Genomic DNA, 18,299 nt, shown 5'->3' with positions numbered 1-18,299 from the left:
TGCGAAGGGCCGCCCGGATGAGCGGCCCTGGTTCTGCGTCTGCGAATTGCTGTGTGGTGTGGCAGGCGTCAGTAGATGGTCTGGCGCAGGAAGGTGATGGTCACCGATCCCTGGTACCAACCGCGACCGTCCGGCCCGACGTCCGTGTAGACCATGCTGCGGAGGGCGAGCGGGCCGGGCTGCCGGAAGAAGTTGGCGAAGTCGGCCAACACCTCGTCACCGTAGAGGGATGCCAGCGGCGCGCCGTCGGCTTCCGGCACGAAGGCATCGACAAGGGCAAGGCCGGTGCTGCCGACGTTTACGATTCCCATCTCCATCGGCTGGCCGCCGGCCGCCTTCCTGGAGAGGCGGATGTAGGGCTTCACGGCGCCGGTCACCGGGTCCTTGCAGGCCGTGTCGATGTCCAGCTTCTCGCCCCAGGGCTTCGCAATGGGGATGCCGGGATGGCGTTGCGCCCAGCCGCCTTCCAGGATGCTGAACAGCGTCTCCAGTTCGGCGGCGCTGCCGTAAGGGATCGCCATGCTCAGCGTCCTCCGATGCCGTTCTCGCGCGTCGCCTGGGCGACGATCTGGTCAAGCTGGGATTGCACGTCGGCCATGGTGACGCGGACCATGCCCTCAGGAGCCTGTGCCGAATGCCCATACTCCAGCCGCTTAATGTAGGCGGCCCCGTTCGCGATCAGGATGGTCCCGTGACCGATGACGGTGTAGCCGGCGAGCGACGCGACATCGGCGGCGGTGTGGTCACCGATCGGGCGCACCGCGACCTGATCGCCGCGGACGAGGATCTGCCATTGGCTGCGGGCGTGGCCGGTGTCGATCGGGGTCCTGCCGATGACGCCGTTGTAGATGGCCAGCGCCAGCCGCTTGGTGAGATCCTCCACCGTCGCGTCGAGTTGGTCGGCGAAGGTGCGCAGGTTCCGTGAGAACTCGAAGAAACCGCCTCGGCTGCCGGACGCGGCTTTGAAGGGCATCGGTGCCTCCTGAAACGGGATAGGGCGCCACCAGCAGCCTTGTGCCGGGGCGCCCTATCCAGGTCGATGATGGGTGGCGAGGGTCAGTCCGCCAGAAGCGCCGTGGCCTGCCTGAAGGACACCTTGGTTTTCGCGCGGACCGTGACGGGCTCGCCGGTGCGGGGGTTGCGTCCCGGACGTTCCCCGGTGTGCTTCACGGTGAAGTTGCCGAAGCCGTGAAGCTGGAGGGAGTGTCCGTCCTTCCCATCCTTCAGGTCCGCGCCGATGGCGCCCAGCACCATGTCCAGCGCCTCCCCGGCAGCCTTCTTGGTGACGCCGTGCTTCTCGGCGATGGCGTCGATGATGTCCTTCTTGCCGTGCGTGCTCATGGTCGTGGTTCCTTTCACTTCCTCTTGCCGAGGCCGATGTTCTTCGCGAACTCGGAGCGCTGCGCTGCGTAGTTCGGGGCCGTCATCGGATAGTCCGCGGGCAGGTTCCAGCGCGCCCGGTATTCCTCCGGTGTCAGGCCGTAGGCCGTGCGCAGATAGCGCTTCAGCATCTTCAGCTTCTTGCCGTCTTCCAGGCAGACGATGTAGTCCGGCATGATCGACTTCTTCACCGGCACGGCGGGACGCAGTTCCACCGGTTCCGCTTTGGGGGCTTCGTGGCCAACGGTGGAGAGGGCGCCGAAGGTGATGGACACCAGATTGGGGATCTTGTCCGGGGCGACGTTGTGATTGCCGACATAAGCGGCGACGACTTGGGCGGTAAGGGCCTGAAGGCCGGCGTTGTCGGACGCGGCGGCAGTGTTCACTTGATGGGCCTCATGGATGTTTGGTGGTTGCTGTGCATCCACCGTAAGTCCGATGAGTTCTGCCGAACAATACGGTTTCTTGTGCTCAACGGACGCGAATTCTATTTTTGTTTTGGAGAATTCGCGGCACCGATATTTTCGGTTCCAGCTATGCCGCTTTACGGCACGCGATCAGCCCCGGATCGGTGTGGCGTCGGTCGGGGCGACGGCCCGAAGGCGCGGCCTCAACGCCCGCCCGTAGACGCGACGATAGAGGTCCGCCACGGTGGGACGCTGATCAGGCTGGAACGGGCGCCGGTGCACCAGGGGGAATGGCTGGCCGAGGCAGGAAGGGCGGCTCACGGAACCGGAGCCGGAGCCGGAGCGGCGGACATCGTAGGACGCCGCCTCCGTGAAGAACGGGGACGTGAAGTCGGTCATGGTGGTGATCCGCGATGGTCGAGCTTGGGGTCTACTCTGGATGGTCGAGGCTGAGGTCAGCCTCTCAGGCGCAGCGGCACTCGAAAGCCGCGCTTGCAGGATCGGACTGCACCGGAGGAGCGCCAGCGGTCCCCGCGGGCACGATGCTGATGATGCCTTCCGGGGTCGTGATCCGGTCGCCGGGCCGAGGCCTGACACCATCCGGCAGGGTGGCGCCCAGGATGATGGTGCGCTTGTCGGTGGCGCGGGCAATGCCCCCGGCGATGACGTGATCCGAGTACTTGGTCACCAGCCCCTTGCAGGGGTGCGCGACAGCGAGGGCGGCGAACTCGACGGAGCCGCCGTTGACCGGGGCGGAGGGAAGGGGAGGGGCGAACTCCACACCGGCCAGCTTGCCGCCCGCTGCCACGGTGGTGTTCGTCACCGTGTAGGCGGTCGCGGAGGCCCCGATCCGGAACGTGGCGCCCGGCGCCAGGCTGGGGATGGAAGCCGGCACGTCCTTCAGGCTGATGCTGGTCGCGCCCGCGGCGAACGAGCCGTCGATCCTGGCGCTTCCTCCGTCCAGTTGCCGGTGGAGGGTCAGGCCGTAGGCGGCGCCAGCGGCGGGCAGGGCCTTGGCCGCGATCTGCGCGACCCGGCGGAGAAGGCGGGTGGTCATGGCGCGTTCCCAGAACAGGAAAAGGCGCGGCCCCGGTGAGGGGGCCGCTGTTACGATGCTGAAGGGTGTCAGGTGAAGGTGCGCGCCACCATGAAGGCCGCCGTCGAGACGCCACTGTTGAACGAGAGCTGACCCGCCGTGGGATTGACCCACGTCACCTCGATGGTGTCGTCGGCGGACACCCGAGCGGTGGTCGGCTTGAGGTGGCCGGCCACGACGGGGGGTTGGAAGCCGACCACGATGTCACCGGCCATGACGCCCTCGGCGTTGACGGTGCTGGTCGCCGTAGCGTTGGCCGCAACGTTGCTGACGGTGATGGGGGCGTGGAAAATGGTCAGCGCCTTGAAGCCGGTACCGCCACCGACCTGAAGGCCACCGACACCGACACCGCCCTGGTAGCGCTTTTCAACGTTCATGGGCATGCTCAGCCCTCCTTGTTCTGCTCGGCCGCCAGAGCGGCGAGCTTGTCACGGACACGCTGGCGGAGCTTGTCGTCGCCCAGGGCCGGAGCCGGTTCATCGCCGGTCCTGATAAGCCATTCCCGCATCTCCTTGCGGTCGGCCGTCTCCGGGTCTATGGGCGGCAGTGCAGGCTCGGCACCATCCGTGCTGTTGCCGCCCTCACCATCCGTCCCTTGGCTGGTCTGCCCTTCCTCCGCCGGGCCAGCCTGCGAGCCGCCCTCGGCGGTTAACGGCTGACCCTCGGCGCCCGGGCGCGGTGCCGGCTGCTGGTCGCCGTCCGTGGTTGTGGTGGCCGCATCGGTGTCAGGTTGCGGCGCCGGATACCAGAACACATGCTCCGTTCGCGCCATCGCCATGCGATTTTGCTTCGGCCACTTCATGGCCTTTTCGGCGGTGATCTCCGTTCCGATGCAGAGAACACCGCCCGCGGTGCGGAGGGGCTTGCGCACCCTCCCACCGTGTTCGCCGAAGGCTTCCTTCATCATGGCCGATTACTCGACGATGTTGGCGAAGAAGAAGCCCAGGGGCTGGCCGGTTACCTTGGCGTTGATGAACAACTCGCCCTCGATGCGCTGGGTGCCGATGCCGAGTTGGTCCATCGGAATGCGGGCCATGCGGACGCCCTTGTCGACCCCTTCCACGCCCGAGCCCTTCTTGGAAAAGGTGTAGCCGCAGGACGGCGTTTCTTTCGCGGGCTTCGGCGGGGCGTAGGACAGGAGAGCGTGCTTGCCGGCGATGAAGTCCCCGGTGCTGCTACCTTCCGGGCCCATACGGTGGACGCCGCCCGCGACGAGATAATCGTCCACCTCGAACAGCTTGGCGAGCACCTTGTCGTCGATGGTCTCTTCGGTGCGATCCAGGATCAGCGGGTGGTTCTTCAGGATCTCGTGCGTCGTCGGATCGACGGTGAACTTGTTCGGCTTGCGACCGGTGTTCTTCCAGATCCACAGCCGGGCATCCGCGACATCGGTGATCGGGTTGCTGGAGGCATAGTCGCTCCAGTGGGCGATGTTGTCGCCGCCCGTCTTCTCCCCGCCCCAGACGCCGGGCTTAAAGAAGTTGCCGACCCACTCCTCCTCGGCAGTGACGAGGATGTTGTGCGTCACGAAGTCGGTGGCGTTCTGATCCGGATCGAGCGGACTGTCGGCGTTGTCGCGCTCCCGGCTCGTCACGTCCTTGTGGAACGCGAACGGGTCGCCCAGCGAATAGCTGTCGGTGGACAGCTTGTAGCCGCCGCCGGCGGACTCGGTGCCGTCGGCACGGCGGCGGGCGCGACCCCGCAGGAAGGTCTCCAGGTCGAAGACGTAATACTTGTCGCTTTCCTTATCGACATAGACGGTGGGAAAGACGCGGTTGAACACGAATCCCGCCGCCGACTGCATGTAGGCGATCGACATGTTCGTCAGCGGGCGGTCCACATGGGCTTGGCGCAGAGTGGGCGAGGGCATGTCGGAAAGTCTCCTTGTCCGATTGAAGTGTCAGATTGTTCCGGAAAGAGAGGCGCCCGACTTGCGGGCGCCGCCGCTCAGGCGAGCGGCACGAGATGCGGCTGGACGATCATCGACTGTTTGGCGCCATCGGTGACGCTCTGGGTCAGGATGCCCAGCACGTAGTCGCCGGAGCTGGCGGCCCCAACCTCACCGTCCGCCGCGTTGACCGTGACGGGGTTGCCGCGCGTCACCGAGGCGCCGCCGATCACCGGGGAGATGCCGGCGATGCAGATGTCGCACTGCTCGCCGACCTTAGGGGCGTTTTGCAGGATGCCGATGCAACGGACGCCCTGGCCGCTCGGCTTGACGGCGGTGTCGTCGGCGGTCGTGGACAGCGCCACGGCCTTGTATTGGTGATCGCTCATGTCCTCGCCGGCAACGAGCGTGCCGATGCGGGTCATGTTGGCTTCATAGGCGAGACCCATGGGTCAAGTCCTCCTTCGTCTGCGTAAATTGCGGGTCCGGATCAGGCGGTGCGGCTCTCGGCCTGGACGCGGGCGTAGAGGTCGGGATGCTCGGCGTAGACCTTCGAGATCGCCTGCTCCTTAGTCAGGTTGGGCTGGGCCTTCCGCAGATCCTCCGCCTTGACGAGCACCTGGGTTTCCGCGTCGCCCGCCGCGGCCCCGCCGCCGCCGGACTTGCCGATCTCGCCGGACAGCACGTTCTTGCCCACGGCCTCGTTGCCGGCCTTCAGCACGGCCTCCAGCGTCTTGCGCACCGGCTCGTCCATGGTCTCCATGGCCTTCAGGACGCCGGCCATCTCGACCGCCGAGGCGGGCAGGTTGCCGAAGTCGGTGCCGGCCTTGGCGACGCGGGCGGTGTGCTCACGGGCGTCCTTCTCGGCCTTGGCGAGGGCGGTGGCGTCCGCCGCGGCCTTCTCCAGCGCCTCGAAGCGCGCCTTCAGGATGGGGTCGCCGGCGATGGCCTTGGCGATGGGGTCCTCCGCCGGGGCCGCGCCCTTGGCGATGGCGTCGGTGATGATCTTGGCGGCGCCTTCCGGCAGAGCCTTGATGACGTCCTCGACGGTCGCGGCCTTGGCGAGCGTGTCGGACAGGGTCGGGTTGTTGTTGCCGCTCACAGCGGGGTCTCCCTTGTTGACGTCGGAGGGGGTGGGGTTCGGGGCGGGCGCCGCGCCGCCGGCCGGGCCGGTCTTCAGCAGGGCGTTGGTGGCGGCGTTCGCGGCGGCGATGGCGGCGGCCATGCGCCGGGCGATGGCGTTCTTGAACTCCTCCAGGCTGGTGACGACCATCTGGAGCTTGGTGTCGTCCGGCTCGGACGATTCGAGGATGGAGCGCAGGGCGCTGTAGAGGGCGTCGTTGAAACGCCACCAGTCCTGCATGGCGAGTTCGGCCGGCAGCACCTGACCGAAGGTCTTGGCGTCGTCGTCATCGGCCTTCGCCACGGCGGCGGTGCCGGCGGCGATGGCGTCCTGGGCCTTCTTGACCTCTGCGGCGCCGATGGCCTTGGCGTCCGCGATGGCCTTCACGACCCCGGCATAGAGCCCGACCGGCGGATTGGCGACGCCCTTGAACAGCCCGTCCATGATCTCGGCGACCGACTTCGCCAGCGGGTCGGCGGTGGGCGCGGTCTGGGGGACGACGAGCGGCGCGCCCTTCGCGACGGGCGGCTTCTGGGACGCGCAGCTCCCGGCCTTGGTGCAGGCGTCGTTGGTGGTGCAGTCGGGACAAGGGGTGAAGGCGGGCGGCGTGCCGGCCTTGGTGACGGGATCGCCCGTGGTTCCGGGCGACGCCCCTCCTGGGGCAGGGGTGCTCATGGGATTGGCCTCGCTGGTGGTGGATGGGGAAGGGGAGGGCGGACCGGCGCCGGTATCTGCCTTGTGGAGGGCGACCGTGGCGCCGGGGTTCATCCCGCGCCGACAGACAGCGACTTCGCCGATGGTCATGTTCGAGAGGTTGGCGATGGGCTTGTCCGGCATGGGCTGGCCTCATTGGGGAAGGGCGGGGGAGGCGGAACGCAGAAAGGCCGCACGGGTGGGGTGCCCGGCGGCCTGTCGGTGGAGCGGCGATGTGGAGCGGATCAGCCCGCGGCGGGCGTCCTGGTGCCGGTGCCGCCGATGCTGAAGGAGACGTAGTTCCCGGCCTTGATCTCGGCCCATACCTTGTCGTCGGTGATGTAGTAGCCGCCCCACCAGCCGACGCAGTGGAGGTCCATCACCGCCGGGATGCCCATGGCGATCAGGCTGGCCACCATTGCCTGCTGCTTCTCCACCGTGAAGACGCAGGACTCCACCAGCTTTCCGACACCGATCAGGACGTGGGTGTCGGACGCGACGCGGGCGTTCAGGACGTGCCCATAGGCGGCGGGCTCCAGCTCGTCAGGCGCGATGCGGTCGCCCTCCCGGTCGGTGACCGGCTTGCCGTCGATCTCCACGATGGAGAACCAGCCGAAGACGAGGCGCTTGTCGTCATCGACCTTGCTGATGTTGGCGGAGAGGGTGAAGCGGTCGGTGCTGGTGGCGGCGGTTCCCTTCGACACGCCGTCGGCGCTGGGTTGAGCCTGCTGGTCATCCGGCTTGCCGTGGACCGACCAGACGACCTTGCCGCTGGGTTTCGTCCACCGGTCTGCCTTGGCCTTCTTTGTGACGGCAGGCCAGTAGATCGTCTCCAGATCCTCCGGGTAGCCGTCTCCAAAGTTCACGATGATGGTCTTGCTCTTCGGCACCACGAAGGCAACGGTGCCGCTGGCCGGTCCCTTGTCGGTGAAACGGTCATCATCGAAGTCGATCAGGTCCCCGACCGCCGGGATCGTGGTGGCCTTAGTGATGTCCTGCCCCGGGCTGGCCACCACCTCCACCTTCGCCTTCGCCGCGTCCAGGCCCCGGTACATGCCGCTGATGCCCGGCGTCAGCCACTCGACGGCCAGTGCGACCTTGCCAGTGTTCTCACCCGCCTGAACGATCCACGAAGCGATGACTTCGCCCAGCGCATCACCGACCTGTTCCAGGAACCAGTTGTCGGCCCGATGCTCCTCCTTCACCCGTACCAGCGTCCCCGGCGCCACCGGCATGTCCGCCTTCAGCACGTTGGTGACCGGGGTCAGGTCGGCGAAGCGAACCGCCTTCTCATCCTCCCCGCGCAGCCAAGCGGCGGCGAGGTCGTGATGCCCGTCCGCGATGTGCAGCCGGCCCGGCTCCAGCATGACGACGATGGGCTCGTGCCCACCACCGCCATTCTCCACCTTCGCCATCACCTTGCCCGTGTCGACCCTGTTCTGCATCGCCAGGAGTTGGTCCAGCTTCACCGTTTGGAGCGGCCAGCGCTCCCGGTCGGTCAGCACGCCGAGGAAGCGCGGCACCTGATCCGGACGGATGCGGGCGAACACCGTCTGGTCGTAGGGGAAGGGCGGGTAGCTGGTCTTGTCGTCGATGGGCTGGAGTGCGCGAGGCGGGGCCGGTGCGACCTGTGCGGCGCTGCCGGCCTTCCCGAACGCTTCCTTCACCTGGGTGAGCCGAACCGGAATCGTGGCCTGTCCGGTCTTCCGTGCCGCGGCCAGCCGCTTCTTGCCGCGAACCAGCACCCGGTTACCTTCCGGGTCCACGGCGATGTCGATCGGCGGCGGCACCTCGCCGGCCTGGAACTTCGCGACGGCATCGAGTAGCCCAGCGTCATCGTCCGGCACATCGGCGGCGATGTCCTCCAGGTCCGCCAGCGCGACGGGGGTTCCGACGCGGAACTTGCCGTCGGCGTGGCGGAAGTGGCCCTTTCCGACAGTCTGTGCGAGGGCCTTGCCGAAGGTGAGCGGGGAGTTTGCCGTGGTGGTCACAGGAGCGGCGGAGCCTTCCGCCTGCGCCTTCAGGGCATCAAGGAAGGAGAGCGGAGCGGGCATGGGGTGGATTCCCTCAAACTGCGGGCGGCTTGGTGGACGGGACGAAGATCGGGGCGGCGTCCAGCGTGTTGCCGGCGCGCAGCAGAGGCGCCAGCAGCGCCTCCGCCTCCGTGTAGCTGGTCGTCAGCGTCTGGCCCGGCTCGAACTCCACGGAAACCGGACCGGCCTTCACGGAGCGGATGCCGGTGTCGCTGTCCTCCAGCAGTGGACCGGCCTGCGCCTTCAGCGCCAGGAGGCACGCCGCCTCCTGGTACCGCCACGGGATATCGGAATCGCCGATGGCCGGCCCGCCGGTCTCGTTGCAGCCGGTGCGCGGGAACGGGAGCCGCCCCCGCGCCGCGCCCTTGAACGGCAGCCCGGCAAGATACCGGGTCGCCGTGCGGATCGCGGCCTCCTTCGTGCCGGAAGCGGCCAGGAGCCATGCCGCCACCCCCTCCGTTAGCGGGTTGTCCGCGGCGAACTGGTCCACGTTGTCCACGGAAACGGCGGCGTTGGCACCAGCGGGGAGGGAGCCGTCTTCAACGATCAAGGGCATAAGAATCTCCCTTCAGAGCAGTTCAGGGTGCCGTGCATAAAACTCGGACGCATTTCGGCGCAGTCTCATTTGGCCGGCGAAAGGTCCGGCTTTCCTGAGGTCAAGACGATGGACACTTTCATCCTTACCCCCAACAACCCCAATGCCCCCGAGTGGAATGCCAGCCGCTATAGGGAGCCAATGCGAGTCCGCGCACAGAACGAGGACCAGGCCCGGCGGGTTGCTGCGAGGGGGACCAAGCTGGCAAGCGGCAAGGACATTGCCGATCCTATACCCGTCTCGCCTTGGCTTGATCCCTCCCTCGCCTCCGTAACGCGCGTTCCCTGCACGGACGATGATGACGGCTCGGAGGAGATCCTGGAGCCCGCATGGCTGACGGAGGTTCCTTACCGCGCGCCCTAAACAGCGGTGATCACACCGTTCGGTTCCCGGTGGAGCACCACGTCGTCATTGCGGGCGTAGCCCACCGGGTCCGGGCTGCCCACCCCGTAAACCGGGATAGGGTCATCTCCCGGCATGCTGCCGGTGGTCAGGTACTCGCGGGCGAAGGCAAAAGCTCTGTCCAGCGTGGTTGCGGTCAGGCCGACGCAGGTGCCGTCCGACGCCGGGCCGGTGTCGGCGGTGAAGCTGGCGCCGGTACGGCGGATGGTGACCTCCGCATCTGGTCCGCCCGCCAGCGTCGCCTTTCCGCCAGAGGCCCACCCCCGCTCCAGCCCGGCCACCATGGCGTCCAGGTCGGCGCCGTCGATGCGCGCCGGGCGCAGCGCGGTCCAGAAGCTGAGCGGCTTCACCTCCACCGGCTGGCCGTCCAAGCCGGTCAGCGGCTCCGTGGCGAGGCCGGCGGCCAGATCCGGCGGAATCTGCGTTGCCTTCAGCCGCAGATGGAAGGCGATGGCCTCGCTCATCACCTCGATGGTCACGTCCTCGCCCGGCGCCGGCACGTCGTCACCGAACAGGCTCTTCGCGACGGCGTGCAGCATGCTCCGGGGCTCGAAATCCAGCTTCAGCGTCATGGTGACGTTCCGGTCCTCCGGCTCGCCGGCGGCCTTGAGCGCGACAGCGCCGATCTCCCGCATCACCGCGGCGTAGCGCTCCGGGTCAGCGGGGTCGAGCAGGCCCAGCAGGTCGTGAATCGTGTCGCCATAGGTCGGCTCCCCGGTGCGCACCGCCGGAGGATTGACGGCGAAAACGCGGGAGGCGCCGCGCTCCGTCGCCCAGGTCAGAAGGGCCTGGAACTGGTCGGCGGTCAGGCGCTCGGCGTTGCCGATCAGCAGCGCGTCGAAGGTGATGTCGGTCTTGCTCAACAGGTCCTCGACCGGGAACCCGGCCAGAAAGGTGACGTGATGCGACACCAGCGGGCCGAGCCGCTGAACGGAGTTCGGGAACTCTTCACGGTCGAGGATGAACGCCGGGCTTCCACCGTCGTGCACCAGACCATCGCAGATGTGGATCAGGGTGGAGGACAGGGCGTGTGTGTCGGCGGGGCCGGTGATGGTGAAGACGCGCGGAAGCGTCCGCGCCGCGGTGGGCGTGTCAGTCATGGCTGAAAACCTCATGTCGGTGACGAGGAGAAGCGCAGATGGTTGCTCGGTTATGCCTGCCCGAGCGGGCGACTGCCGAACAAGTCGAGCTGACGGCGCAGCACGCGGGCCTTCATGCCCCCCGTCGACGGCAGGCCGAGCTCAATCCACATCTCCTGGAGTTCCGCCTTGCTGAAGCCGGAGAGCCGGGCTTCACGGACCAACACCAGCTTCTGGGTAAGAGACACCGGAACGCCGGCCGCCTTGCCGAAGAAGTGCGCGAACAGCACATCGGCGCATTCGGTCTGGTATTCGATGACCTTGGCCTTGGTGGCCGGATTCTTAACGCGACCCGGCTGAACGGTGGCAAGCCAAAAGTTCACGCGGGTGAGCGGCAGGAACGCCCATTCACGGCGCTGGTCGTCGCCCGGCATCTGGACCGTGGCAAACGTGAGGGCAGATGCCAGGACCGGGTGACGGTGCAGCTTGCGGCGTTGCTCCTCCCAATCCAGCCCCATGCCTTCGACAACGGGCTTCATTGCTACCAGCGTCTCTGCCGGGGTCTCGCCGCGGACAGCGATCAGGGTTGCGCCGTGGAACTCCACGGTCGTCAGTTCGTGCTTCATTTCTCAGGATCTCCAAGGCAGTGCCGGTTGGCTCACCCGGCAGCGCGTTCGGGGAATCGCTCACGCGACACCGGCACCGCCCTGGAGAAGGGTGAAACCGCATATCGCGCTGCTTGCCGCCAAGCCATCGGCGGGAGCCAGGGAATTCTGAAAGGAATGTCGAAAACCGGTAGGCCGGATTGGACGTGGCGCCGGAATGGCGTCGTGTTACGGTCGGGGCCTGATGGACGACGCCACCGACACCCCACTCTCTGACGATGATGCCCACGAGCGCCTGGTGCGGCTCGCGGACGAGCTATCCGCCGACGCGGCCCGGTGCGCGAACCAGCGCGGCCGCACCGCACTGACGGCAGGCGGGGAGGCGCTCTACCGGGTGGCGGAGCTGTTGAGGATCGGTATCGCGGTGGCCGGAGAGGGGAAGACGCCGCCCCGTTGATTGGGGCGGCGCGGGCCGATGTCGGGTGATCAGGTGACCGGGGTGAAGGTCACCATGTAGTCCATGCCCTCCTCGAAGCGCTCATAGGCCGCGGGGTTGGTGATCGACAGGCTGACCTGCCCTGAAGGGGTCGCCTTCGACCACGCCGCGTTCGGCCCAGACGGGTCGTTGTCGTAGACCGGATGCAGGTGGACCGTGCGGCACGTGTCGGACGTCTGGATGTAGTGGCAGCGCAGCTTGGCGGTGACGGTCGGCGGCGCGTCCCCATCGCCCTGGGCCGTGGCGTTGCCGATGGCGCTGGTCACCATGTCGCCTTCGGCGCCGGACTCGACCAGCCGGTAGCCCTTCTCGAAGACGTCCTTGGGCGACCAGCTCATGTAACCGTCGGGCTGGTAGATCACGAGATAGTCGCCGGCGACCGGCTGGTTCTCCGGCTCGGCGAAGAAGCGCGCCGGGGCGGTGACGGAGTGATACTCGCCGGTCGGCAGGGCGACCACCACGGAACTGGTGCCGGGATCGGCGCTGGCGATGGGAGCGGCGAACACGGTCTTGTGGCAGACGAAGAGAGACAGCGCGACGCCGATGGCGGCGCAGAAGGCGGTGCGGGTGTTGCGCAACATAGATCAGCCCCTCCTTCAGGGCAGTAAAATGGCCGCGGGCGGGATGCCGGCGGCCTGAAGGTTCAATCGCTGGGTCAGCCGGGAACCGGAAAGGCCAGCATGTCCAGCCAGCGATTCCCTGAACCCGTCAGCCGGATCTGCATCCAGCACCGGCATTGAATGATGTTCTCTGCATCCCCCTCCGGGTCCCGCGGGTGGAGCAGCGGGCCGAGCGGGGTCACGAAGGGCTCCTCCAGACCGACACCATCCGGGTTCAGGTCCGGAATTTCCTTGTGCCACACCCTGGTCCGCTCATCATCGGTGTCCATCCAGAACCGGCGGATGCTGTCGTAGGGCAGGGCGCCCGTCGCCACGGCGTTCAGCAGGGCGGCATGCTGGCCGACGCTGGCGCTGCGGAGGCTTTCGGTGCGGCTCACCACCTCTGCCCGGTAGCGGAGATACCGGTTGCTGTAGGCGGTGCCGGCCTTCTCCTGGATCGCTTCCGGGATCGGTTCGCCTGACCGGATGGCGCGCAGCACCGCGGCGTCGTACCGGCGGTCACGGAGTTCACGCCCGAGATATCGGCGCAGGGTAGGGGCATCGGTAGACGCCAGCTCGTCCCGCGCCCGCTGGACGCTGCGGGCCTGGGTCTCGGTCAGGCCGAGGATGCCACCCTCCCGCTCCCCGCTCTCCCCAATGCGGCCGCAGAGGTCGAGGGCGGACTGCACCGGATTGCGCCCGGCCTCCATCCCAGCCTCGAGGAACGTCCGCACCCCGTCCCGGGTGTTGTCGTTGATCTCCCGGATCAGCCCCATGTCGTAATCGCGCAGGGCTTTCTCGGCCGGCAGGTTCCGGACGCTGAAGGAGGCGAGCAGCCGGGCATCGGAGCCGGGCGGCAGGATGTCTTGCGCGATGGCATCTATGATGAGCGCGCGGACCCCGGCGTGGGTCTCCTGGCCACCGGCAACGAAGCCCTCGGCCATGGCTGCGCGGAAGCTGTTCAGCCAAGCCGGATCGTTCAGCCCGATTGCATCGAGTACCCCGTCGACGTCGCCATTCTCCAGCAGCGCCGCGATGCGGGCTGGGTCAGTTTGGGAACGGAGCGCTCGCACCGCCTTCAGGAACGCCTCGCGGATGCCCGGCTCCAGGCGCGCGGCGATGTCCTCCAGGTAGCTGTGAGGGAGCGGCATCGGCGGGTTCCTGGAATGCGACGGGGCGCTCCGGATGGACGCCCTTTCGTTGGATAGCAGAAGGATTCGGGTGGGAGACTTTGGTCGGGAGGGAACCGGAGAACAGTCCGGTTAAAATCCCATAAGTCCTATTATGAAAAATACCGGAATGAGGTTTTCCAACGGCTTCCCGCAGGGTCACCGCACCACCCCCATTCCTACGCTACATCTAGTGGGTCGTTTGGGCCGGTTTCGGCTGTTCTGCCGTCGTCACCGTTCCTACGCTGGGAACGAAAGCCGGGCCTGCCCCGTCACAGATCGGTTCAGCAGCGGCGCCTCGACTGGTCCAGGTGGCGGTCCCAGGCCGCGCTCACCACCCGGTTTCCGCACGGACGGAAGAGGGACAGTTGCTTCCGTCCGCACCTCGTCGCCGTTCCATGACGGGGCAGGCCCGCATTTTCGCACGAATGTATGGTCGGTGTGGCGGGATTCGAACCCGCGGCCTCCAGTACCCAAAACTGGCGCGCTGACCAGACTGCGCTACACACCGTTGCCCGCTGGGCGAAACTGCTTGGGGTCACGACACAGAAGTGACTAGATCGTCCGGTTCGTGAGAGTGGACCGTGAACACAGGGCCACAACGGCCCCGCCATTGTCCGGAAAATTCGTATTCGATCCTGCCGTGAACGCGATTCGCGGCGGCATGGCCTATTGCCGTGGCGCATATGAGATCTTATCCGTCCGGATAGGCGCTTACACTTATACCGGCATTGCTGTTTTTGGGCACATCAGCCTAACATTTAAGTAGGTAAACGATCTTGTAGACTTTGACATCTTGCACGAATGAGCGTTTAGAAAAACCAGGGGGGGGGTTGTTATGGCTAGTTACGAGACGCTACTTGACCTCCAACAAGATGCGCGAGAGCTATACCTTAAACATAATATCCTGCCGCAGCGCACGGAGCATGGTTACGTCCGGGACGCTAGGCCACTGAATATGACGCTTGACTTTGATGCCGGTAGTATTCGCGATATCTTGGACAATCTCAATGACACATTTCAAATTCCCAATAAAAGAATGATTTTCCTTGAAACAACGGCAATAGCATTGCTGGAGAAGGATGGTGTCGGCAATGCAAAGGAAGTATTTTACGACCTAAGGGATACTGTTGCGCGAGAGCAATATGGGGCCACCGCGGCCACTGTTGCCGTGTCTGATTCCATAATCGGACAACGAAATCGGTTACCTAAAATTCAATATGATACCTTGATCAGATTAGCATGTCAGGTGCGCCCTGTCGGGAATTGGTATCTGATGTTCGCTGACTTGGCTGGGGACCTAAGAAGCGAGACGCTTCTTTGCAAGAGTGTTCCTAGAGTGGTCGCCTCACATCCGACCTCTGTAATTGGGAAATTGGATGGAGCGCACGCAAGCATTTTCATTAACGCGATCGATGCGGCAAGGAATGATCTTAAAGCTGCTTATGAAAGTGCTGCTAGCAGGGTAGTCGATCCTGTAACTGGAAAACTTGATCCGATCATTAAAGCGTTAAAGTGGGCATGGGACAACCTCGACAAATTGAGCATCGCCTACACGATAGCTAAAGAGCTATGGGATGAGCACGAGCGGCGGCGGGAGGCCGAAGAGGCGAGAAGAAGGGCCGAAGAGGCACAAAGAAAACTCGACAGAGAAATCTCACTATCTGCCCCGTTAAGGGGTGCAGAACATCATGTAGATAGCTTTGAGAAGAACCGCGATTGGATTAGCAGAACAGCTTGAGTATATCGTCGGGTGGGGCATGTTTTGTCAGCGACGGAAAGGGGGGCGTCATGGGTTGGCCCTGAAGGGGCGCCCTCCCCTGCCAAGGATTGTGAAACGGCGACGGTCCAGGACGCGTTCTTTCCTCGCTACGTGCCGGCGGCCACAGTGCGCCACTATCCGACCATCGAGGCTGCGGCTCTCCCGATTTCCCTAAGGTTTCGCCGTGCCGGCCTTCGGAGGAACCGAATACCATCCACCTATGCCGAAGCTGCCCACCACCCGACCGAAGCGCGATCGTGATGCTGACGCCACCGCCCGGTGCCGCGCCGCTGTGGAGTTCCGGCGCAAGCTGAAGGCGTCCGGCCTCTCCCAAGCGAAGCTGGCAACGGCGCTGGGCGTCCAGCCGTCCACCGTGTCCTCCTGGGCGACCGGCACGGTGATGGTGCCGGCCTACGCCCTGGCCTATCTGGACCTGTTCACGGAGCTGCTGGCGATCCGAGCCGTGGTCAGCGCCGCCGTGGAGCAGGTCCGCAAAGCGGCGTGACCTTCGGGATTTCCGAATGATCGTGCGCGGGAACGTTCGGCTGCTCCGAAGATGGTCAACAGCGTCACGCCCCTCGGGATCGGCTCCTTGAGGCAGTGCTCGCGGCGAGTTAGTATCGCGCAGGTGGCGGCGTACTGTAAGGGATGCCGGGTAGCCTTCGGGTCCGTGGGGCGTGTTTCCCTCCCCAGCCGCCACCGCTCGCCCCAGCCCGGCTTGAACCGAAGTCGGAATGAGGTTATATTTCTATCAGACGCCGGCGAGAATTTGGCCATGCCGGGAACCCTTCGGGGCCGCTGGGATGTGTTGGCTCCCAGGCCGGCGTCTCTCACTTTCCTACCGGCTTCCTTATCATCTCTCCACGTTGGTAGAACCGTGGGAGGTCGGCGGGACGCATCCGCCGGAACGATTGCAAATAAACTTCCTTCTGATCCTTGGTCACCTTGAGCGCGGCATACCACCACTTATCATTGAGGTGGGCGACGATAACATGGTGCTCGCGGTCTGCTCTGACCTCGCCTCGATCAAGCACTTCCTGAAGGTTGGCGAAATCTTCCGCCGTCCAATTGTGATGCCCATGGGTGTCGCGCGTTGACGATGACAGAAAGACGCGAGTGGTCTTTGCTCCGAAGTGCGTTTGAATATCAACTGGCAGCCGGGCAACGACTACGATGCCTGAACCTTGAGATTCGAGAAAGTCCTTCAAGCTGCCACCGCCGCTACCACTTCCGGATTCCGGCCCGAAGGTAAACCGGCCACGGGCGTCGTGGTAGGGATTATGCTTGGCGATCTGCCCGCCAGTATCAAAAGGGCTTTGCCCGGCGCCGGGCAGGCCCCCTTCCGCCTTCTCGACGTTCTCCGGGATCGTGCCGCCGGCCAGCACCGCCAGCGCCTCTCGGTAGACCGGATCATCGGGACCCAGCGCGCCGAGGGCGGTGATGTCGTCGGGAGCCGCTTTGCCGACACCTGTCCTGGCGCTGGCGGCGCGCGGTCGCTTGCCGCCCGCTGGATCGTCCGGCGCGGCATCGACCAGCCCGTCGTCATCGGCCGGGGCCTTCGCGGGCTTCTGCCTGGGCGCTGGTGCTGCGCCCGTCCCGGGCCGCCCGACCGCTGAACCACCTTCAGCCCCCTGCCCTTCCAGCTCCTTCGGCTTCAGCGGCAGGTTGGCCGCGGCGCGCAGGGCGTCCTCCAGCGTATCGTCCATCACCATCCCGGCGCCGGTCATGGTCGTCAGGAAGGCGCCGAGCACCTGCAGGTTCACCTTGTCGAGATCGCCCGGCACCGCCTTCGGCATGGTGTCGCGCGGCAGACCGTTGACCGCCCAGAGCCGGGGGATCACCACCCTGTTTACCGGCGCCGCGATGCCGCGGATGTAGCTCATCACCGCGTCGCGCAGCAGGTTCGTCTTGTCGGTGGAGAGGTTCAGGGCGCCCTTGTTGTTGTGGCCGAGGAGGATGAAGTCCGCCAGCGCCACCGACGCCATCTCCTGCTTCTTGCGCCCGATGATGGGGGAGAAGTCGCCGCTGCGGCGGCCGTCCGCCACGGTGTAACCGACTTTGTAGGCCTCGACCTTCTTCTTGTCGTTGTCGAGAACCGTCGGCAGGAGGATGAAGCCGGCGCGGTCGTCCGCCATCTCCTTGGCAAGCTGCTCCCAGGAGGCCCGCTTGATCGGGTCGTTGTAGTCGCCGACCGGGATTTCCAACGTCACGATGCCGCCGGCCCGGACCGCGACGGAGGCCTCGGCGTTCTCAAACATCCGCAGCGCCGTGTAGGGCCGCACCGCAGGCTCCAGGATCGACTTGCCTTCCGGGTTGCCGCGGTTCGGGGTGGTGCGGATCAGCACCAGGCGCTCCATGGGGATCGGCACCTCCCGGCCCCGCACCGGGTCGAGCTGGTAGAGGCCGAGCAGGTCGTCGCTCTGCTCATCAAACCACCACCGCGCCACGGTGTCCTGTGAGCGCAGCGCGATCTTCCGCAGCCCGATCTTGCCGTCCTTGTACTGGCTGCCGGCCCGCGGGTCGGCGCCCTTCGGCGTCCCGGCGCGCTTCCGGTAGACCATCTCGAACGGCGCAAACCCGTAGGGGAACATCGTTACGGAGTCCGCAACGAAGTCCTCCCAGGTGTGCTCCATGTCCTCGAACAGCACCCCTTCCACGAAGTCCCGAGCCTCGCGGTGCGCCGGCGTGTCGCCGCTCGCCTCGATGCGCCAGGACACCGACCGGAACAGTGCCGTCAGCGCGAACAGCATCGCCGCGATGGTCGGGTCCTTGGTCATCTCCCGGTACTTCCGGATGGCCTGGAGACCACGGAGCTGCGGGTCCTCGTCGTCGTAAATGTAACCGCCCCAATGGCGGAGACCGCCGCGGCCAACCTCGGTCAGCAGGCTCTGGCCGGAAGCGCTTCCCGCGTTCGAGCCCGCGGCCTTGGTGATCTGGTCATCGGACATCGGCAGGCTCTATCTGGTGCAGGT

At 65.8% G+C, this 18,299-nt stretch carries 21 protein-coding genes and 1 tRNA gene; 3 read left to right on the top strand and 19 right to left on the bottom strand.

Translation table 11 applies throughout. The features are described from left to right. Nucleotides 1-68 precede the first annotated feature (68 nt). The 15 genes from ACWPXE_RS32765 to ACWPXE_RS32695 all read right to left on the bottom strand — a co-directional run bounded on the left by ACWPXE_RS32765 (nucleotide 69) and on the right by ACWPXE_RS32695 (nucleotide 11,322). Entirely contained in the window at nucleotides 69-521 is a 453-nt protein-coding gene (locus ACWPXE_RS32765; protein WP_454021205.1) for a hypothetical protein, read from the bottom strand. 2 nt (nucleotides 522-523) lie between these two features. After that, a complete protein-coding gene (locus tag ACWPXE_RS32760; protein WP_454021204.1) occupies nucleotides 524-973 on the bottom strand; it encodes a hypothetical protein in 450 nt (149 codons plus the stop codon). 83 nt (nucleotides 974-1,056) lie between these two features. Further along, on the bottom strand, nucleotides 1,057-1,341 hold the full coding sequence (locus tag ACWPXE_RS32755) for an HU family DNA-binding protein (protein ID WP_454021203.1): 285 nt from the start codon (nucleotides 1,339-1,341) through the stop codon (nucleotides 1,057-1,059). Nucleotides 1,342-1,355: 14 nt separating this feature from the next. After that, nucleotides 1,356-1,766 carry a MucR family transcriptional regulator gene (locus ACWPXE_RS32750; RefSeq protein WP_454021202.1) on the bottom strand — a complete coding sequence of 137 codons (411 nt, stop codon included), beginning with the start codon at nucleotides 1,764-1,766 and terminating at the stop codon, nucleotides 1,356-1,358. Between the two features lie 171 nt (nucleotides 1,767-1,937). Further along, nucleotides 1,938-2,186 (bottom strand): hypothetical protein, encoded by a 249-nt coding sequence (locus ACWPXE_RS32745; protein ID WP_454021201.1) that lies wholly within the window; start codon nucleotides 2,184-2,186, stop codon nucleotides 1,938-1,940. A gap of 64 nt (nucleotides 2,187-2,250) precedes the next feature. After that, on the bottom strand, nucleotides 2,251-2,844 hold the full coding sequence (locus ACWPXE_RS32740; RefSeq protein ID WP_454021200.1) for a hypothetical protein: 594 nt from the start codon (nucleotides 2,842-2,844) through the stop codon (nucleotides 2,251-2,253). Nucleotides 2,845-2,912: 68 nt separating this feature from the next. Then, nucleotides 2,913-3,266: a hypothetical protein gene (locus ACWPXE_RS32735; protein ID WP_454021199.1), complete on the bottom strand. Its 354-nt coding sequence runs from the start codon at nucleotides 3,264-3,266 to the stop codon at nucleotides 2,913-2,915. Between the two features lie 2 nt (nucleotides 3,267-3,268). Beyond that, nucleotides 3,269-3,790: a hypothetical protein gene (locus ACWPXE_RS32730; RefSeq protein WP_454021198.1), complete on the bottom strand. Its 522-nt coding sequence runs from the start codon at nucleotides 3,788-3,790 to the stop codon at nucleotides 3,269-3,271. Nucleotides 3,791-3,796: 6 nt separating this feature from the next. Next, entirely contained in the window at nucleotides 3,797-4,753 is a 957-nt protein-coding gene (locus ACWPXE_RS32725; RefSeq protein ID WP_454021197.1) for a hypothetical protein, read from the bottom strand. A gap of 77 nt (nucleotides 4,754-4,830) precedes the next feature. Continuing rightward, nucleotides 4,831-5,220 (bottom strand): hypothetical protein, encoded by a 390-nt coding sequence (locus ACWPXE_RS32720; RefSeq protein ID WP_454021196.1) that lies wholly within the window; start codon nucleotides 5,218-5,220, stop codon nucleotides 4,831-4,833. A gap of 41 nt (nucleotides 5,221-5,261) precedes the next feature. Further along, nucleotides 5,262-6,731 carry a hypothetical protein gene (locus ACWPXE_RS32715; protein ID WP_454021195.1) on the bottom strand — a complete coding sequence of 490 codons (1,470 nt, stop codon included), beginning with the start codon at nucleotides 6,729-6,731 and terminating at the stop codon, nucleotides 5,262-5,264. 101 nt (nucleotides 6,732-6,832) lie between these two features. Next, nucleotides 6,833-8,641 carry an XkdF-like putative serine protease domain-containing protein gene (locus ACWPXE_RS32710; protein WP_454021194.1) on the bottom strand — a complete coding sequence of 603 codons (1,809 nt, stop codon included), beginning with the start codon at nucleotides 8,639-8,641 and terminating at the stop codon, nucleotides 6,833-6,835. Nucleotides 8,642-8,654: 13 nt separating this feature from the next. Further along, nucleotides 8,655-9,176, bottom strand: a complete 522-nt coding sequence (locus ACWPXE_RS32705; RefSeq protein ID WP_454021193.1) for a DnaT-like ssDNA-binding protein — start codon at nucleotides 9,174-9,176, stop codon at nucleotides 8,655-8,657. A gap of 398 nt (nucleotides 9,177-9,574) precedes the next feature. Further along, the gene (locus ACWPXE_RS32700; protein ID WP_454021192.1) at nucleotides 9,575-10,717 is read right to left on the bottom strand and encodes a hypothetical protein; all 1,143 of its coding nucleotides are present in this window, start codon (nucleotides 10,715-10,717) and stop codon (nucleotides 9,575-9,577) included. Between the two features lie 50 nt (nucleotides 10,718-10,767). Next, nucleotides 10,768-11,322 carry a phage antirepressor N-terminal domain-containing protein gene (locus tag ACWPXE_RS32695; protein WP_454021191.1) on the bottom strand — a complete coding sequence of 185 codons (555 nt, stop codon included), beginning with the start codon at nucleotides 11,320-11,322 and terminating at the stop codon, nucleotides 10,768-10,770. 223 nt (nucleotides 11,323-11,545) lie between these two features. Here ACWPXE_RS32695 and ACWPXE_RS32690 point away from each other — a divergent pair, with 223 nt between their 5' ends. Then, nucleotides 11,546-11,758, top strand: a complete 213-nt coding sequence (locus ACWPXE_RS32690; protein WP_454021190.1) for a hypothetical protein — start codon at nucleotides 11,546-11,548, stop codon at nucleotides 11,756-11,758. Nucleotides 11,759-11,787: 29 nt separating this feature from the next. On the opposite strand, the gene ACWPXE_RS32685 is transcribed toward ACWPXE_RS32690, so the two are convergent. The 3 genes from ACWPXE_RS32685 to ACWPXE_RS32675 form a co-directional block, all read right to left on the bottom strand. After that, entirely contained in the window at nucleotides 11,788-12,378 is a 591-nt protein-coding gene (locus ACWPXE_RS32685; protein WP_454021189.1) for a hypothetical protein, read from the bottom strand. 74 nt (nucleotides 12,379-12,452) lie between these two features. After that, the gene (locus tag ACWPXE_RS32680; RefSeq protein ID WP_454021188.1) at nucleotides 12,453-13,547 is read right to left on the bottom strand and encodes a hypothetical protein; all 1,095 of its coding nucleotides are present in this window, start codon (nucleotides 13,545-13,547) and stop codon (nucleotides 12,453-12,455) included. Nucleotides 13,548-13,998: 451 nt separating this feature from the next. Further along, nucleotides 13,999-14,076: transfer RNA gene (locus tag ACWPXE_RS32675), tRNA-Pro, on the bottom strand. Between the two features lie 327 nt (nucleotides 14,077-14,403). Between ACWPXE_RS32675 and ACWPXE_RS32670 the strand changes: the two genes are divergently transcribed. Together ACWPXE_RS32670 and ACWPXE_RS32665 are read left to right on the top strand one after the other, a co-directional pair. Then, nucleotides 14,404-15,306: a hypothetical protein gene (locus tag ACWPXE_RS32670; protein WP_454021187.1), complete on the top strand. Its 903-nt coding sequence runs from the start codon at nucleotides 14,404-14,406 to the stop codon at nucleotides 15,304-15,306. A 241-nt stretch (nucleotides 15,307-15,547) separates the two neighbouring features. Next, nucleotides 15,548-15,832 (top strand): helix-turn-helix domain-containing protein, encoded by a 285-nt coding sequence (locus ACWPXE_RS32665; protein WP_454021186.1) that lies wholly within the window; start codon nucleotides 15,548-15,550, stop codon nucleotides 15,830-15,832. Nucleotides 15,833-16,157: 325 nt separating this feature from the next. Here ACWPXE_RS32665 and ACWPXE_RS32660 read toward each other — a convergent pair whose 3' ends face one another. Continuing rightward, nucleotides 16,158-18,275 carry a phage portal protein family protein gene (locus ACWPXE_RS32660; RefSeq protein ID WP_454021185.1) on the bottom strand — a complete coding sequence of 706 codons (2,118 nt, stop codon included), beginning with the start codon at nucleotides 18,273-18,275 and terminating at the stop codon, nucleotides 16,158-16,160. Between the last annotated feature and the right edge of the window lie 24 nt (nucleotides 18,276-18,299).

The sequence above is a fragment of the Azospirillum sp. Marseille-Q6669 genome (assembly GCF_965111635.1).
Note: the sequence above shows the minus strand (reverse complement) of the source record. Positions and strands in the feature narration are given on the sequence as shown.